This window comes from Streptomyces sp. NPDC035033 (assembly GCF_040636735.1).
Lineage (GTDB): Bacteria > Actinomycetota > Actinomycetes > Streptomycetales > Streptomycetaceae > Streptomyces.
In genome coordinates this window covers 16958-31433 of record NZ_JBEZUZ010000094.1, presented here as the reverse complement: position 1 = coordinate 31433, position 14476 = coordinate 16958, and the positions used below count along the sequence as shown (strand labels likewise).

Below are 14476 nucleotides of genomic sequence, written 5' to 3'. Positions count from 1 at the left end.
GGCCGAGCGCGAGCGTGCGGAGGGCGTCGTCCTCGACGCGTACCTGCCGAAGCAGCTCACCGACGAGGAGCTGGAGGGGATCGTCACCGCGGCGGCGACCCGGCCGCCCTCGGCCCGGCCGGCGACCTTCGGGTTCACGATCTTCATGACGGCGCCCATGGCGCGCGGGCCCTCGGCACCGGCGGCCCGCGCCTCCTCGACCGCCTCGGCGACGATCCCCTCCAGCTCCTCGTCGGTGAGCTGCTTCGGCAGGTACGCGTCGAGGACGACGCCCTCCGCACGCTCGCGCTCGGCCGACTCGGCACGACCGCCCTGCTCGAAGGCGTCCGCGGCCTCGCGCCGCTTCTTCGCCTCCTTGGCGATCACCTTCTGCACCTCGTCGTCGGAGAGCTCGCGCTTGGTCTTGCCCGCGACCTCCTCCTTGGTGATCGCGGCGATGGTCAGCCGCAGGGTCGAGGAGCGCAGCTCGTCGCGCTCCTTGATCGCGGCGTTGAGGTCGTCCTGAAGCCTTGCCTTGAGCGTGGTCATGGCATCAAGTGTGGCAGGTGCCCCCGGCCCCCCGCCCGTCCATTTCCGCCCCGCGGGTCTGCAACGATGGGGGGATGCGCGCACGGTACGGCATCCCCCTGAAGATCACGGCGGGCGTCGCGGCGACGGCCGCGGCCGGACTCGTCTACGCGGCGGGCTTCGAGGCCCGGTCCTTCCGGCTCCGCCGGATCACGGTCCCCGTCCTCCCGCCGGGCATGGACGACCTGCGGGTCCTCCAGGTCTCCGACGTCCACATGGTGTGCGGCCAGCGCAAGAAGCGCGCCTGGCTGCAGAAGCTCGCCGGGCTCCGCCCCGACTTCGTCGTGAACACCGGCGACAACCTCTCCGACACCGGCGCCGTGCCGGAGCTCCTCGACGCGCTGGGCCCGCTGATGGAGTTCCCCGGCGTGTACGTCTTCGGCTCCAACGACTACTACGGCCCCCGCCTGCGCAACCCCGCCCGCTACCTGGTGGAGAAGGCGCAGGGCCGGCACGGGCTCAACGGCAACAAGCCGGTCGTCGGCGCCGTGCACAACCCCTGGGAGGGGATGAAGGACGCCTTCGACGCGGCCGGCTGGGTGGACCTCACCAACACCCGCGGCCGGCTCAAGCTGCCCCAGGCCGACCTCGCCTTCACCGGCCTGGACGACCCGCACATCAAGCGGGACCGGTACGAGCGGGTGGCCGGCGGCCCCGACGCGTCGGCGGACTTCTCCCTGGGCATCGTGCACGCGCCGTACCTGCGCGCCCTCGACGCCTTCACCGCCGACGGCTACGAGCTGATCCTCGCCGGGCACACCCACGGCGGGCAGCTGTGCGTCCCCTTCTACGGGGCCCTCGTCACCAACTGCGACATCGACACCGGCCGCGCGAAGGGCCTCTCCACCCACACCGCCGGCGGCCACACCTCCCACCTGCACGTCTCGGCGGGCTGCGGCACCAACCGGTTCACCCCGGTCCGCTTCGCCTGCCCGCCCGAGGCGACGCTGCTCACCCTGACGGCACGCGCCTGAACTCCGTACGGGGGCGCGCCCGTCCCCGTACCGTGACCGCATGCCGAACCGTTTCACCGCCGTCGTCCGCGGCCTGATCGCCCTCGCCGCGGCGACCGGCGTCACGATCGACTGCGCCGTCGGGAACCCGCTGGTCGCCTTCAGCTTCTTCACGATCTGGACCAACACCGCCGTCGCCGTCGTCCTCGGCCTCGGCGCCGTCCGCGCCTGGACCGGCCGGCCGCCGCTCCCGGTCGTCCGGACCGGCGGGACCCTGCTCTGCGTCACGATCGTCGGCCTCGTCTTCCACCTGGTCCTCGACAACCCGTCGAGCGCCTTTAACCAGGCCGCCGCCATCGACGCGCTCACCGGCCCCCGGGCCGTCTCCAACCAGCTCCTGCACACCGTCACCCCGCTCGGCGCCGTCCTGGACTGGCTGCTGCTCACCCGCCCCGGCGCCTTCCGCCCCCGCCACGCGGTCCTCTGGCTCGCCGCCCCCGGCACGTACCTGGTCTTCGCCCTCGTCCGCGGCGCCCTGCTCCCGGCCGGTGCCCCGGCCCGGTACACGTACCCCTTCCTCGACGTCACCGCCCACGGCTACGCCGGCGTCCTGGTCAACGCCCTCGTCCTCGGTCTCGCCTTCTACGCCCTCGGCCTCCTCCTCGTCCTGGCCGACCGCCTCCGACCTGCGGTGGCGGGCCGCCGAAACCGGATTTCGTCTCTGGGCGCGGGTGGGCTAAAGTAATCGATGTCGCCGCGACGTGAAGAACAGAGCAGCGACATCGGGGTGTAGCGCAGCTTGGCAGCGCGCTTCGTTCGGGACGAAGAGGTCGTGGGTTCAAATCCCGCCACCCCGACAGCCAGAGACTCAGGGTCCGATCCGCTCAGCGGGTCGGACCCTGAGTCGTTTCCGGAAGAAACAGAGCCGGGGGGAGCGGGCCGTGAGCGGGGAGAAGGCGTACGGGGAGTACCTCGACGGGTATGCCGGGATTCTGGCCGGGGTGTGTGCCACGGGCCGGCGGCTGACGCGGGAGGAGCTGGAGGGGCTGCGGGGGCGGGGGGAGCGGGCCGCCGAGGCGGGGGTCGGGCTGCGGGCGCTCGTGCGGGCCCATCTCGCCGCCGCGCGGACCGTGCGGGCCGGGCTGCCCCGGGGGACCGACCCCGATCTGCTGCTCGGGGCGGTCGAGCAGGCCGTCGACGCCTTCGCCGAGGGGCACGAGCGGGCCCAGCGGCTCGCCGTCCGGCAGGAGGAGGCCGTACGGCGCGAGTTCGTCGACGACCTGCTGTACGGGCGCAGCGACCTGGGGCGGCTGGCCGAGCGGGCCGAGCGGTTCGGGCTGCTGCTCTCGCACGCCCACGCGGTGGCCGTCGCCCAGGCCCCCGAGCCGTTCGGCGACGGGGCGCCGGTCTCGCGGGGCGTCGAGTCCTCGCTGCTCGCCCGGTTCGACACCCGGCGGATCCTGCTCACCACCAAGGACGGGCGGCTGATCTGCGTCGCCCCCGCCGACGAGCCCGAGGTCCTCACCCACTTCGCCAAGCGGGTGTACGCCGCCGACGAGGAGAGCCTGGTCGCCATCGGGCGGCCGCACCCCGGCGCCGGCGGCGTCGTCCACTCGTACGAGGAGGCGCTCGGCGCCCTCGACCTCGCCGGCCGCATCGGGCTCGACGGGCCGGTGCTGTACGCCGCCGACCTGCTCGTCTATCCGGTCCTCGGGCGGGACCGGCAGGCCATGGCCGACCTGGTGGAGACCGTCCTCGGGCCGCTCGCCGCCGCCCGGGGCGGGGCGCGGCCGCTGCTCGACACCCTGCACGCCTACTTCGACGCGGGCTGCGTCACCACCGAGGCCGCCCGGCGGCTCGGGCTGAGCGTGCGGGCCGTCTCGTACCGGCTGGACCGCATCCGCCGGCTCACCGGCGCCGACCCCGGCGACCCCACCCAGCGGTACACCCTCCAGACCGCCGCGATCGGCGCCCGGCTGCTGGACTGGCCCGGCCAGGAGCCGTGAGCCGACCGTCCCCGGACGGCATCAAGAGCGCGTAAAGATTGCCGGTCACCGGCAATGCGCGCGGGGCCCCCGTGATGAGACGCTCCTGGTGAAGGCGACAGGAAGCGGCGGCCGAAGGAGCGGGGACATGGTCTGGTTTCTCGGTCTCGGCATCGGCGGTCTGCTGCTGCTCGTCCTGAGTCTGGTCGTCGACGGGGTCCTGGAAGGGCTCCTCGACGGCCTCGGGGGGCCGGACGGGTTCCTGTCGCTGCCGGTGGTCGCCGGGTTCCTGTCGGCCCTCGGCTTCACGGGGGCCCTGGTGCTCGGCGCCACCGGTGCGGGGGCGGGGGCCGCCGCCGGCGCGGGCGCGGTCGCGGGGATCGGCGTGGGGTGGGGGACCTGGCGGTTCGGCCGGGTCCTGCTGCGCGACACGGGAGCGCCCGCGCCGCGCGGCGAGGACCTGACCGGCAGCGCCGGCGCGGTGGTCACCGCCATCCCCGCCGACGGCTACGGCGAGGTGCTGCTGCACCTCGCCGGCCAGCCCGTGAAGTACGCGGCCAGGTCCTCCCGGGCCGTCGCGCGCGGCACCGAGGTGTGGGTCGAGTCGGTCCTCTCGCCGACCTCCGTCCTCGTGCGCCCCGTCGACCGCTGACCGCCGTTCCCCTCGTCCGATCCGACCGAAGGGGGTTCCGTCATGAGCCCTGTCCTCACCGCCGTGGTGGGCATCGTCGTCCTGTTCGTCCTGCTCGGCCTCGCCGTCGTCACCCGCTACAAGGTCGCGGGGCCGAGCGAGGCGTTCATCATCACCGGCCGGCGCGGCAAGAAGGCCACCGATCCGGCGACCGGCCGCGTCTACACCGACAACAGCGGCCAGAAGGTCGTCGTCGGCGGCGGGGTCTTCGTCGTGCCGTTCGTGCAGCAGAAGTTCACCCTCGACCTCTCCAGCCGGCACATCCCGGTCGCCGTGCGCGGCGCCGTCACCCTGCGCGGGGTGAAGGCCAACCTGGAGGGCGTCGCCATCGTCAAGGTCGGCGGCACCGAGGACTCCATCCGCGCCGCCGCCCAGCGGTTCCTGATGCAGCAGGACGGCATCGTCGGCTTCACCCAGGAGGTGCTCTCCGGCGCGCTGCGGTCCATCGTCGGCCGGATGTCGGTCGAGGACATCATCCGCGACCGGGCCGCCTTCGCCGGGCAGGTCGCCGAGGAGGCCGAGGCGAGCCTCTCCGGCCAGGGCCTCGTCCTGGACGCCTTCCAGATCCAGGACATCACCACCGAGGGCTCCTACCTGGAGGACCTCGGCCGGCCCGAGGCCGCCCGCGCCAAGCAGGAGGCCGACATCGCCGAGGCCGAGGCCCGGCGGGCCGCCGAACAGGCCCGGCTGAAGGCCGAGGAGGAGATCGCGGTCGCGCAGCGGACGCTGTACCTGAAGCAGGCCGAGATCAAGGCGCAGACCGACGAGGCCGCCGCCCAGGCCAACGCCGCCGGGCCGCTCGCCGAGGCCGCCCGCCAGCAGGACATCCTCACCGAGCAGGAGAAGGTCGCCGCCCGGCAGGCCGCGCTGACCGACCGTCAGCTCGACACCCAGGTCCGCAAGCCCGCCGACGCCAAGCGGTACGAGGCCGAGCAGCAGGCGGAGGCGCAGCGCACCGCCCGGGTGAAGCAGGCCGAGGCCGAGCGGATGGCGGCCATCGCGGCGGCCGAGGCCGAGGCCGAGCGGGCCCGGCTCACCGGTGAGGGCGAGAAGCAGCGCCGCCAGGCCCTGGCGGAGGCCGAGGCCATCGAGGGCGCCAAGCGCGGCGAGGCCGAGCGGGCCCGGCGCGCCGCGATCGCGGAGGCCGTCCGGCTGGAGGGCGACGCGGAGGCCGCCGCCGTCGCGGCCAAGGGCGCCGCCGAGGCCGAGGCCATGCACAAGCGGGCCGACGCCTTCGAGCGGTACGGCGACGCGGCCGTGCTCCAGATGCTGGTGGAGGTCCTGCCGCAGGTCGTCGCGAAGGCGGCCGAGCCGCTCTCCGCCATCGACAGGATGACGGTCATCTCCACCGACGGCGCCGGGAAGCTGCCCCGCGCGGTCGCGGACAACGTGTCCCAGGGGATCGAACTCCTCGGCGCCACCACGGGAGTCGACCTGGCCGCCCTCCTCCAGGGCCTCACCGCCAAGGCCGCACCCGCTCCCCCGGCCCCGGCCGCCCCGGTGAACGGGAAGGTGGAGATCACCGACTAGGTCCGGACGCCGCCCGGTCCCGCCCCGCCCCGCCGTGATAGGCAGGGGCGGGGCCGGGTCGACGTGGAGGGCGGGGTGCCGGGGTGACGGGGTTGTTGCTGGTGCACGGCGGCGGAGGGGACACCGAGAGGCACTTCGGCGCGCTGACGCGGCGGCTGGGGGGCCGGTTCCGCTGCGTGCGGGGGGAGTTGCCGGAGCGGGGCGGGGCGGGGGCCGACGAGGTCGTGGACGGCTTCGTGGCCGCCGCGGACGCCGCCGGGGCCGGGACCTTCGCCGTCTGCGGGTACTCGCTCGGCGCCCCGCTGGCCGTGCGCCTCGCGGTCCGGCATCCGCGGCGGGTCACCGCGCTGGTGCTGACCGCGCCCTTCGCCCGCCCCGACCACCGGATGCTCCTGGGCCTCTCCCTCTGGCGGGGGCTGTACGAGAGCGGGCGGCACCGGCTGCTCGGCGAGCACCTGGCGCTGGCCGGGCTCGGCGCGTCGTTCCTGGACCGGACCCCTCCGGCGCTGCTGCGGGCCGCGCTGGCGCTCGCCCCCGCCCCGCCGGCCGGCACCCCCGCCCATCTGGAGCTCGCCGAGCGGATCGACGTACGGGAGGACCTGGGGCGGCTCGCGGTGCCGGCGCTCGTCGTCGTCACCACCGAGGACCCGCTCGTCTCCCCCGCCCGGCAGCGGGCGCTGGCCGCCGCCGTCCCGGGCGCCCGGACCGCCGAACTCGCCACCGGGCACCTGCCGTTCTGGGAGGACCCGGAGGGGTGGGCGGACCTGGTCGAGGACTTCCTGACGGCCGGCGTCAGATGATCGGGGGGCGGCCCAGGCGCGTCATGCGCAGCACCGTCGACCAGCGCATCGGGCGACGCGGGCCGGCCGGCGTCCGCAGGCCCTCCGCGAAGCCCGCGAACCAGGAGCGCAGGCCCTTGGCGGAGCGGGTGCGGGCGACCGTCAGGAGGACCCAGACCGCCAGGTAGAGCGGGACCAGCGGGGCCGGGAGGTTCCGCTTGGCCAGCCACACCCGGTTGCGGGCGGTCATCCGGTAGTAGACGTCGTGCCGGGCCGGGCTGGTCTTCGGGTGCTGGAGGAGCAGCTCGGGCTCGTACCGGATCCGCCAGCCCGCGTCGAGGGCCCGCCAGGCGAGGTCGGTCTCCTCGTGCGCGAAGAAGAACTCCTCCGGCCAGCCGCCGATCCGGTCGAGCATCGGCATCGACAGGCCGTGGCCGCCGCCGAGGAAGGTGGTCACCTCGCCGCCGCGCATCGGGTCCTTCGCGCCGAGCCGGGGGATGTGCCGGCGCTGGGTCTCGCCCGTCTCGTCGGCGATCCGGAAGGAGACCACGCCGAGCTCCGGCTCGGTCTCGTACAGGTCCGCCAGGCGGCGGAAGACGTCCGTGTCGACCAGCAGGCCGTCGTCGTCGAGGTCGACCAGGACGTCCACGTCGCCGAAGGAGCGGAGGGTGTCGATGGCCACGTTCCGCCCGCCGGTCACCCCGCGGTTCTCGGGCAGCTCCACGCCGGTGACGCCGTCCGGGAGGGCGGGCAGCGAACCGGTGCCGTTGCCGACCACGACGATCCGGGCGGGGGGCTCGTCCTGCTTCGCCACCGAGTCGAGCAGCGCGCCCAGCTCGGCGGGGCGGGTGCCCATCGTCAGTACCGCCACGCCCACTCGCGGTCGCGCCACGGTCCACTCCGTTCCAGCTCGGGGTCGGGTCTCGCGTACGGGCCGGCGACCGCCGGCCCCACGGCACCCATTGTTCACCCTCCGGGAACCCCGGAGGAACCCTGGCGGAACCCGGACGGAACCCGCCGGGGCACATCCGCCCCCGCCGGAACCCCCGGGGCCCTCCCGTACGTCCGTGCGTACGACGGCGGTTCCGCTTCGGGGGGAGCGCGGCGAGACCGCACGCGCGGCGGCTCTACCCTGGTCCTCTGCCGTCAAGTGATCGATTGTCGAAAGGGCGTCTCCTGGTGCTGGTCGCGGACCGATATCGGCTTCACGGGTGTATCGGCCGTGGCGGCATGGGCGAGGTGTGGCAGGCCACCGACGAGGTCCTCGGCCGGCCCGTCGCCGTGAAGCTGATGCTGGCGCAGTCCACCGACCCGTCCGGCGCCGACCGCTTCCGCCTGGAGGCGCAGACCGCCGCCCGGCTCAGCCACCCGCACGTCGTCGGCGTCTTCGACTTCGGCACCTGGGACGGCAAGCTCTTCCTGGTGATGGAGCTGGTCGAGGGCGACAGCCTCGCCTCCTCCCCCGCCCACCCCCTGGTGCTGCCCGCCGAGCGGGTCGCCGTGGTCGCCGCGCACGCCGCCGCCGGCCTCGCCGCCGCCCACCGGCAGGGCGTGGTCCACCGCGACATCAAGCCCGGCAACCTGCTCATGGACGCCGAGGGCACGGTCAAGCTCGCCGACTTCGGCATCGCCCGCTTCGTCGACGACCCGTCCGCCGGGCTGACGACGACCGGGCAGATCGTCGGCACCGGCCTCTACCTGGCCCCGGAGCGGGCCCTCGGCAAGCCCGCCTCGCCCGCCTCCGACGTGTACTCGCTGGGCTGCGTCCTCTACCAGCTGCTCACCGGGCACCCGCCGTTCCGCGCGGACACCGCGACCGCCCTGCTGTACCAGCACATCGACAGCGCGCCGACGCCGCCGAGCCGGCTCGGGGTGGTCCTCACCCCCGCCTTCGAGGCGTACCTGCTGAGCCTGCTGGCCAAGCAGCCGGAGCAGCGCCCGCCGGCGCAGGCCATCGCCGACTGGTTCGGCTCCGGCGCCTGGCGGGAGTACGCGCCCCGCCCCGCCTCGCCCGCCATGCCCCCGGCCGGCGGCCCCGCGCCGGGCGCCGGGCGCGGCGCCGTACCGGCCGGGCCCGGCCTGGCCGCGCGCCCGGCACCGGCCCCGGCCCCGGCCTCCGCCCTGCCCGCCATGCCCTCCCCGCGCCTCCCCTCCCCCGGGCCGGGGTCCGGCCCGGTGCCCGCGCCCACGGCCGTGTCCGCCCCGGCGGGCGGGCCGGGGCGGCGGCGGCCGCCCGCGCCGCGGACCGGCGGGTCCACCGGGGGCGCGCTCGCCGAGCTGTCCCGCCGCCGGCCCCGCAAGACCGCCGCCGTCGCCGGGGTCCTCGCCTTCGTCGTCTTCCTCTTCATCGGCATGGCCTGGCTCTCCTGAGCCGGCCCGCCCGGCACCGCCGCCGCTCAGTACAGCCGGGGTGCCATGACGTGCGGCTCCGCGTCGCCCTCGACGATCAGCAGACAGCGGGGCACGCCCGGCCCCAGGGACGCGCGCACGGTCGCCGGCGTCGGCGGATCCGTCGGCAGCTCGACGGGGACGGCCACCGGCCGGTCTCCCCGGCCCGTCTCGTGCCCGGTCTCCTTGCCGTCCACCAGGACCTCGACCACGGGCCGCAGGCCGGTCTCCACGGTCGCCGAGACCGAATGGCCCCGGTAGTCGATGTGGAAATGGTGGCGTCGCCTCATGGGGTCACCTCCGCGGACGGCTCCGGGCACCTCCTCCGGCACCCCGGACACCCCCGTCCCTCCAGGGTAGGGACGCCCGCCCGCCCCCGCCCTCCGGACCGGGCCCGCCCGGCCGTCACACCGTGGCCGCCAGCCCCGCGCAGCCCAGGGCCACCAGCAGGGCGCAGACCGACAGGTTGACCGCGCGGTACTCCAGGAAGACGGCGGCGAACTCGCGGATGGTGGCGCTCGGCCAGAAGTAGGCGGCGGTCGGCGAACCGACCACCTGGCCGTCCACCCCCGCCTTGCGGGCCATGAGCGCGGCCCGGAAGGCGTGGAAGTCGTTGGTGACGATCACGCAGCCGGCGCCCGGCCGCTCCGCCTCCATCAGCTCCCTGCTGAACAGCAGGTTCTCCTCGGTGGAGCGGGAGCGGTCCTCGCGGAGGATCCGGTCCTCGGGGAAACCCCGCTCCACCAGGTACGCGGCCATGGCGTGGGACTCCGGGAGCTCCTCGTCCGGGCCCTGGCCGCCGGAGGCGATCAGGAGCGGCGGCGCGCCCCCGCCGCGCGCCGCCAGCCGCTCGTACACCTCCCGGCCCCGGTCGAGCCGGCTCGCCAGGAGCGGCGGCACCCGGCGGCCGCCGATCAGGCCGGAGCCGAGGACCACCACGAAGCCGGCGTCGCGGCGCAGCCGCATCCGGCCGTACAGGAAGGCGTACCCCACGAAGCAGACGAAGAGGAAGGAGACGTAACCGAGGACGAGGAGCAGGGTGACGGCGACGACGCCGAGGACGCGGGAGCGGACGGCGATCGCGACCGCCATCAGCCCGAGCACCCCGAATATGCCCAGGCCGGCGAGGAGCGAGAGCAGGTTGGCCGGGCGTCTGCCCTCCTTGCGGACCATCTCGACGCCGTTGGCGCAGAGCAGCCCGGCCAGCACGATCGGCCCCAGGCCGAGCACCAGCAGGAGCAGGACGAGCACGGTCTCGGTCAGGCCGGGCGGCAGCTCGTCGACGGCCGAGAGCAGGCCGAGGCCGAGGAAGGTGACGGCGAGACCGAGGTACACCGCGTTCCCGAAGCGGCGGCGGTCGCGCAGGACGCCGGTCCCGAAGAGGAGGAGGAACAGGGCGGACACCGCGAAAGCGATCATGACGTCATCGTAGGCACCGCGCCCCGCGCCGGAGCGGATCGCGGACGAAGCTGTGGACAACTCTTCGACGGCCCGTCCGTCCCCACCCCGTACGAGTGGTCCCCTTACCGGGGGGCGCTCTCACCGCTCCCGGGACAGCGCGAACAGGCCGATCCGCGCGCCCTCCTCGTACGCCTTCCGCAGCTCCGGGTCGTCGAGGAGGGACCGCAGCGCCACGTCGCCGCGGTCCCGCGCCGCCGTGCAGTACCGCGCCGGCCGGTACGAGGTGTCGAAGGCCGAGGTGCGCAACAGGTCGACGGCGCCCAGGAGATGGGCCGCCCGGTCGGGACGGCCGTCGAGCAGCCGTATCCGGGCGAGGAGTTCGGCCGCGCAGGAGGCGCCGACCGCGGAGCCGAGCCGCAGGTGCTCGCGGAGCGCCCGGCGGGCGTGCTCGGCGGCGCGGTCCCGCACCCCGTCCCAGGCGAGGAGTTCGGCCCGCGCGTGGTCCGCCCAGGCGTCGGCGTAGATGTCGCGGCCCGCCCAGGTCCGCCGCCCCGCCCCGTCCTGCTCCAGCCGGTCCAGCGCCTCCTGGGCGGCCTCCGGGTCGGTGCGGCTGTAGCAGAGCGCGAGCGACGCCCAGCACGCCTCCCGGGTCGGGCCGAACTCGGGGACGTCCCCGATCTGTTCCAGCGCCTCCCGGAACTCGTCCGCCGCCGCCCGGGTCCGGCCCTGGTAGAGGGCGATGGCGCCGCGGAGGTGGGCGAGGAGCCCCAGGCACCGCTCGTCCCCGTCCCGCACCGCGCTCGCCCACGCCTGCACGAGCAGCGGGTCGGCGTCCTCGGGGCGGCCCGCCTCCAGCTCCAGGAAGGCGGCGAGCCACAGGGCGCGGGCGGGCGGCGGGCCCTGGTGCAGCGCGAGGGCGTGCCGCAGCCGGGTCCGGCCCTCGGTGGTCCGCCCGCAGGCCACCCACAGGAACCACAGCGAGACCGCGATCTCCAGGGCGGGCCCGGCCTCGTCGCCGGGCGCGAGCGGCGCCGTCGTCGGGTCCATGGCGGCGGCCAGGTCGGGGAGTTCCCGCAGCGCCAGGTCGCGGGCGTCCAGCTGCCGGCCCCGCTGCCACCACTCGGCGGCCCGCCGGGCGACCTTCACGCACCACCTGCGGTGGTGCAGGACCACGACCCAGCGGTCGCCCCGGACGGTGAGCCGCCGGGCCCCCACCGCCCGCACCGCGTGCGGCATCCAGTGGCGCGGCCCGCCGTCCTCCTCGTCGAACAGGTCGTCCACCGGCAGCAGCGCCCGGGGCGCCAGCCGGTCCAGGACGGCCCCGACGTCGGCGCCGGCCAGCGCCCCGTACCCGCAGACCTCCTCGACCGCCCGCCGGTCGAAGGCGCCCTCGAAGACCGACAGCCGCTCCCACAGCAGCCGCTCGGCCGGCCCGCACTCCGCGTACCCCTCCTCGGCGGCGGCGAGTTGGCCGGAACCGACCGGTTCGCCCCACAACACCTCGTATCCGGGCGTCTCCCCCGGTCCTCGCCCCATGGACTCCATCCCCCGTACGTCCTCGTTCCTCGGAGACCTCCGCCGCCGGGCGCCGTCGCTGTGACTTCCGTCCGATGTCGTGGCCGTCCGGCGCGGAGGCGGCTTGAATGCATATGCCCTGGTCCACATCCTGGGGTGCTCCGGGGCCCGTGACCACGGTTTCCCGGGGATCGGCCAAGGAGGAAAATGCGTACCGGGGAATCCGTCCTGGGCGAGGCGGACATGTCGCTGATCCACGCCCTCCAGATCCTGCCGCGGGCGAGCTGGACCCAGCTCTCCACCGTCCTGGGGGCCGGCCCGGACACCCTCGCCCGCCGCTGGGAGCACCTCACCGCCGGCGGCTACGCCTGGACCTCGCTGCTGATCGCCCGGCGCGGCGGTGAGTCCGCGCTGTACGCCTGGGTCGAGCTGGAGTGCACCGCCGGCACCACGGAGGCCACCGCGATCGAGCTGTCCGGCGATCCCGGGACCCTCGGCGTGCACGCGGTGACCGGCGGCGCCGACCTGGTGCTGCTGCTGATCGCCCCGGACCTGCCCGCCCTCGACGCCTACGTCACCGGCCGGGTCCGCCGGCTGCCCGGCGTGCTCCGGGCCCGCACCCAGGTCGTCACCCGGATGCACAACCGCCCCTACCGCTCCCGGATCGATCAGCTCGCCCCCGCCCAGGCCCGGCTGCTCGCGGACGCCGCCGCCCTGGAGCGGCGGGACGGGGCACGCGCGCGCGTGGTCTCCCAGGTGTCGGAGCTGGACCGGCGGCTGGTGGCGGAGCTGGCCGGGGACGCCCGCCGGAGCGCCGCCGAGCTGGCCCGGACGTGCGGCACGAGCGAGTCGACGGTACGGCGCCGACTGGACGCCCTGGCGGCGGGCGGCGCGCTCCACCACCACTGCCAGCCGGCGCCCCGCTTCTCCGGACGCCCGGTGTGGGCGATGGTGACGGCGCAGGTGGCGCCGCTGGACGAGCCGGCGACGGTGGGGGCGCTGACCCGGCTCCGCCGCACCCAGGTGATCACCTCGGTGACCGGGCCGCACAACCTGGCGGTGGCGATGTGGCTGGGCTCGGTCGAGGAGCTGCACGAGATCACGGCGGGGCTGGTCCGGGCCGCCCCCGCGCTGCGGATCACGGGGACGGCGGTCAGCCTGCGCACGTACAAGATCGGGGCGCAGGTCCTCGGCGCGGACGGCCGCAGACTGCACCACGTACGGCCGGAGGCCTGAGCGCGGGCCGCGCCACGCACGACCGGAAGCCCGAGCCGCGCCGCGTACGGCCGGAAGCCCGAGCCGCGCCGCGTACGCCGGAGGCCCGAGCCGCGCCGCGTACGACCGGAGGCCCGAGCCGCGGGCCGCGCCACGCACGACCGGAAGCTTGAGCCGCGCCGCGTACGGCCGGAAGCCCGAGCCGTCACCCCGGCCCCGCCCGGACCCGTCCAGACCCGCCCAGGCCCGTCCAGACCCGCCCCGGTCCGCCCCTCCCGTCCCCGTGTCTTCCGGTGCCCCGCCCGCTCGTGGTCTGCTGGGGGCATGGAGTTCGCCGTGTTCCTGACGCTGCCCGGTCTGGTGATCCTGCTGACCGCGATCGCCTTCGCCGACCAGTTCCTGCGCATGACCGGCCGGGGGAAGCGGCGGGGCACGGTCTCCTCGACCGGCTTCGAGCAGCTGCACGCCACCTTCTCGCCCGGCAAGCAGAGCGAGCTGAAGGAGCGGCAGAGCGCGCTGCTCCTCCGCGACGACGAGGAGGACGGCGCGCCGCCGCGCCGGACCACGGTGGACCTGGCGGGCGGGCGCGCGGTGATCCGGCTCAGGCCGGACGCGAGGCCTTGAGCGAGTACATCAGCGGGACGCGGGGCCGGCCGGCCGGGAAGCGGTGGTAGCCGTCCTCGTGCCGCTCCAGGGCCTCGTAGCGGGGGAAGAGCGTGACGTCGTGCTCGTGCAGGAACTCGATGCGCAGCCCGGCCCGGGCGAGCGCGGTGACGACCTCGCCGACCGGGTGGACCCACTCCACGCTCTGGTTGTGGACGGTCGGCGCGTCGACGTCGGCGTAGGTGCCGGGGGTGGTGTCCACCCACGGGTCGCGGACGAAGTAGTCGTACACGACCCGGCTGCCGGTCTCGTCGTCGAGGGAGTCGGTGAAGGGGTGGAACTCGGAGACGTAGACGAAGCCGCCGGGGGCGACCAGCGAGGCCGCGGTCTCGGCCCAGCGGTCGAGGTCGGGCAGCCAGCACAGCGCCCCGCCGCCGGTGTAGACGATGTCGTACGCCCGGTCCGGGACGGCCTCGGCGGCGTCGTACACGTCGGAGGCGACGAACGCGGCCCGGTCGGGGCCGAGGCCGAGGTCGGCGGCGAGCGAGCGGGCGGTCTCGACGGCCGGCTCGGAGAAGTCGAGGCCGACGACGCGGGAGGCGCCGTGCCGGGCCCAGGAGAGGGTGTCGAGGCCGATGTGGCACTGGAGGTGCAGCAGGCTGCGGCCGGTGACGTCGCCGACCTCCGCGAGCTCGAAGTCGCGCAGGGCCTCCTTGCCGGCGCGGAAGGAGTCGAGGTCGTAGAAGGCGCTGGCGGCGTGGATCGGGACCCGCTCGTCCCAGCGGGCGCGGTTGGCCTCGTGCCAGTCCTCGGGCGTCGGTGCGTACATGCGCCGCAGGTTAACCGCCG

14 protein-coding genes, 1 tRNA gene and 2 pseudogenes are annotated in these 14476 nt (G+C 75.4%); 11 read left to right on the top strand and 6 right to left on the bottom strand.

The features are described 5' to 3' along the window. Positions 1-85 (top strand): annotated as a pseudogene (locus tag AB0E83_RS29160) (GatB/YqeY domain-containing protein); the annotation flags it as partial. A gap of 5 nt (positions 86-90) precedes the next feature. On the opposite strand, the pseudogene AB0E83_RS29155 reads toward AB0E83_RS29160, so the two are convergent. Then, positions 91-528 (bottom strand): annotated as a pseudogene (locus tag AB0E83_RS29155) (GatB/YqeY domain-containing protein); the annotation flags it as partial. A gap of 74 nt (positions 529-602) precedes the next feature. Here AB0E83_RS29155 and AB0E83_RS29150 point away from each other — a divergent pair. The 7 genes from AB0E83_RS29150 (at position 603) to AB0E83_RS29120 (ending at position 6526) form a co-directional block, all read left to right on the top strand. Continuing rightward, positions 603-1541, top strand: a complete 939-nt coding sequence (locus AB0E83_RS29150) for a metallophosphoesterase (protein ID WP_362118256.1) — start codon at positions 603-605, stop codon at positions 1539-1541. A 40-nt stretch (positions 1542-1581) separates the two neighbouring features. After that, positions 1582-2265: a Pr6Pr family membrane protein gene (locus AB0E83_RS29145; protein WP_362118253.1), complete on the top strand. Its 684-nt coding sequence runs from the start codon at positions 1582-1584 to the stop codon at positions 2263-2265. A 38-nt stretch (positions 2266-2303) separates the two neighbouring features. Further along, positions 2304-2377: transfer RNA gene (locus tag AB0E83_RS29140), tRNA-Pro, on the top strand. Between the two features lie 84 nt (positions 2378-2461). After that, positions 2462-3526 carry a helix-turn-helix domain-containing protein gene (locus AB0E83_RS29135; RefSeq protein WP_362118250.1) on the top strand — a complete coding sequence of 355 codons (1065 nt, stop codon included), beginning with the start codon at positions 2462-2464 and terminating at the stop codon, positions 3524-3526. Between the two features lie 127 nt (positions 3527-3653). Then, complete coding sequence (locus AB0E83_RS29130; protein ID WP_362118247.1) at positions 3654-4157, top strand: hypothetical protein; 504 nt, start codon at positions 3654-3656, stop codon at positions 4155-4157. Between the two features lie 42 nt (positions 4158-4199). Next, entirely contained in the window at positions 4200-5726 is a 1527-nt protein-coding gene (locus AB0E83_RS29125; RefSeq protein ID WP_362118244.1) for an SPFH domain-containing protein, read from the top strand. Positions 5727-5809: 83 nt separating this feature from the next. Then, positions 5810-6526 (top strand): alpha/beta hydrolase, encoded by a 717-nt coding sequence (locus AB0E83_RS29120; protein ID WP_362118241.1) that lies wholly within the window; start codon positions 5810-5812, stop codon positions 6524-6526. Here AB0E83_RS29120 and AB0E83_RS29115 read toward each other — a convergent pair. Further along, positions 6519-7397, bottom strand: coding sequence for a glycosyltransferase family 2 protein (locus AB0E83_RS29115; RefSeq protein ID WP_362118238.1), 879 nt, complete (start codon positions 7395-7397; stop codon positions 6519-6521). The genes AB0E83_RS29120 and AB0E83_RS29115 overlap by 8 nt on opposite strands. 287 nt (positions 7398-7684) lie before the next feature. Between AB0E83_RS29115 and AB0E83_RS29110 the strand changes: the two genes are divergently transcribed. Beyond that, positions 7685-8875: a serine/threonine-protein kinase gene (locus tag AB0E83_RS29110; RefSeq protein ID WP_362118236.1), complete on the top strand. Its 1191-nt coding sequence runs from the start codon at positions 7685-7687 to the stop codon at positions 8873-8875. Positions 8876-8901: 26 nt separating this feature from the next. Here the strand turns inward: AB0E83_RS29110 and AB0E83_RS29105 are convergent, their stop codons facing one another. From AB0E83_RS29105 to AB0E83_RS29095, 3 genes are all read right to left on the bottom strand, one after another. Next, positions 8902-9183, bottom strand: a complete 282-nt coding sequence (locus AB0E83_RS29105; RefSeq protein WP_362118231.1) for a hypothetical protein — start codon at positions 9181-9183, stop codon at positions 8902-8904. Between the two features lie 115 nt (positions 9184-9298). Next, entirely contained in the window at positions 9299-10312 is a 1014-nt protein-coding gene (locus AB0E83_RS29100) for a YdcF family protein (protein ID WP_362118229.1), read from the bottom strand. Positions 10313-10432: 120 nt separating this feature from the next. Beyond that, entirely contained in the window at positions 10433-11830 is a 1398-nt protein-coding gene (locus AB0E83_RS29095) for a tetratricopeptide repeat protein (protein ID WP_362118227.1), read from the bottom strand. Positions 11831-12016: 186 nt separating this feature from the next. Here AB0E83_RS29095 and AB0E83_RS29090 point away from each other — a divergent pair, with 186 nt between their 5' ends. Both AB0E83_RS29090 and AB0E83_RS29085 read left to right on the top strand, forming a co-directional pair. Then, a complete protein-coding gene (locus AB0E83_RS29090; protein ID WP_362118225.1) occupies positions 12017-13045 on the top strand; it encodes an AsnC family transcriptional regulator in 1029 nt (342 codons plus the stop codon). Positions 13046-13348: 303 nt separating this feature from the next. Next, on the top strand, positions 13349-13648 hold the full coding sequence (locus AB0E83_RS29085; RefSeq protein WP_362118223.1) for a DUF6191 domain-containing protein: 300 nt from the start codon (positions 13349-13351) through the stop codon (positions 13646-13648). Here the strand turns inward: AB0E83_RS29085 and AB0E83_RS29080 are convergent. Beyond that, a complete protein-coding gene (locus AB0E83_RS29080; RefSeq protein WP_362118220.1) occupies positions 13626-14456 on the bottom strand; it encodes a class I SAM-dependent methyltransferase in 831 nt (276 codons plus the stop codon). The two genes, AB0E83_RS29085 and AB0E83_RS29080, sit on opposite strands and share 23 nt — an antisense overlap. Positions 14457-14476 lie beyond the last annotated feature (20 nt).

Excerpts from the sequence above, each read along its gene's own strand:
- AB0E83_RS29150 (WP_362118256.1), top strand. The coding sequence starts at position 603 with ATGCGCGCACGGTACGGCATCCCCCTGAAGATCACGGCGGGCGTCGCG.
- AB0E83_RS29145 (WP_362118253.1), top strand. The coding sequence starts at position 1,582 with ATGCCGAACCGTTTCACCGCCGTCGTCCGCGGCCTGATCGCCCTCGCC.
- AB0E83_RS29130 (WP_362118247.1), top strand. The coding sequence starts at position 3,654 with ATGGTCTGGTTTCTCGGTCTCGGCATCGGCGGTCTGCTGCTGCTCGTC.
- AB0E83_RS29125 (WP_362118244.1), top strand. The coding sequence starts at position 4,200 with ATGAGCCCTGTCCTCACCGCCGTGGTGGGCATCGTCGTCCTGTTCGTC.
- AB0E83_RS29105 (WP_362118231.1), bottom strand. The coding sequence starts at position 9,183 with ATGAGGCGACGCCACCATTTCCACATCGACTACCGGGGCCATTCGGTC.
- AB0E83_RS29100 (WP_362118229.1), bottom strand. The coding sequence starts at position 10,312 with ATGATCGCTTTCGCGGTGTCCGCCCTGTTCCTCCTCCTCTTCGGGACC.
- AB0E83_RS29095 (WP_362118227.1), bottom strand. The coding sequence starts at position 11,830 with ATGGGGCGAGGACCGGGGGAGACGCCCGGATACGAGGTGTTGTGGGGC.
- AB0E83_RS29090 (WP_362118225.1), top strand. The coding sequence starts at position 12,017 with ATGCGTACCGGGGAATCCGTCCTGGGCGAGGCGGACATGTCGCTGATC.
- AB0E83_RS29085 (WP_362118223.1), top strand. The coding sequence starts at position 13,349 with ATGGAGTTCGCCGTGTTCCTGACGCTGCCCGGTCTGGTGATCCTGCTG.
- AB0E83_RS29080 (WP_362118220.1), bottom strand. The coding sequence starts at position 14,456 with ATGTACGCACCGACGCCCGAGGACTGGCACGAGGCCAACCGCGCCCGC.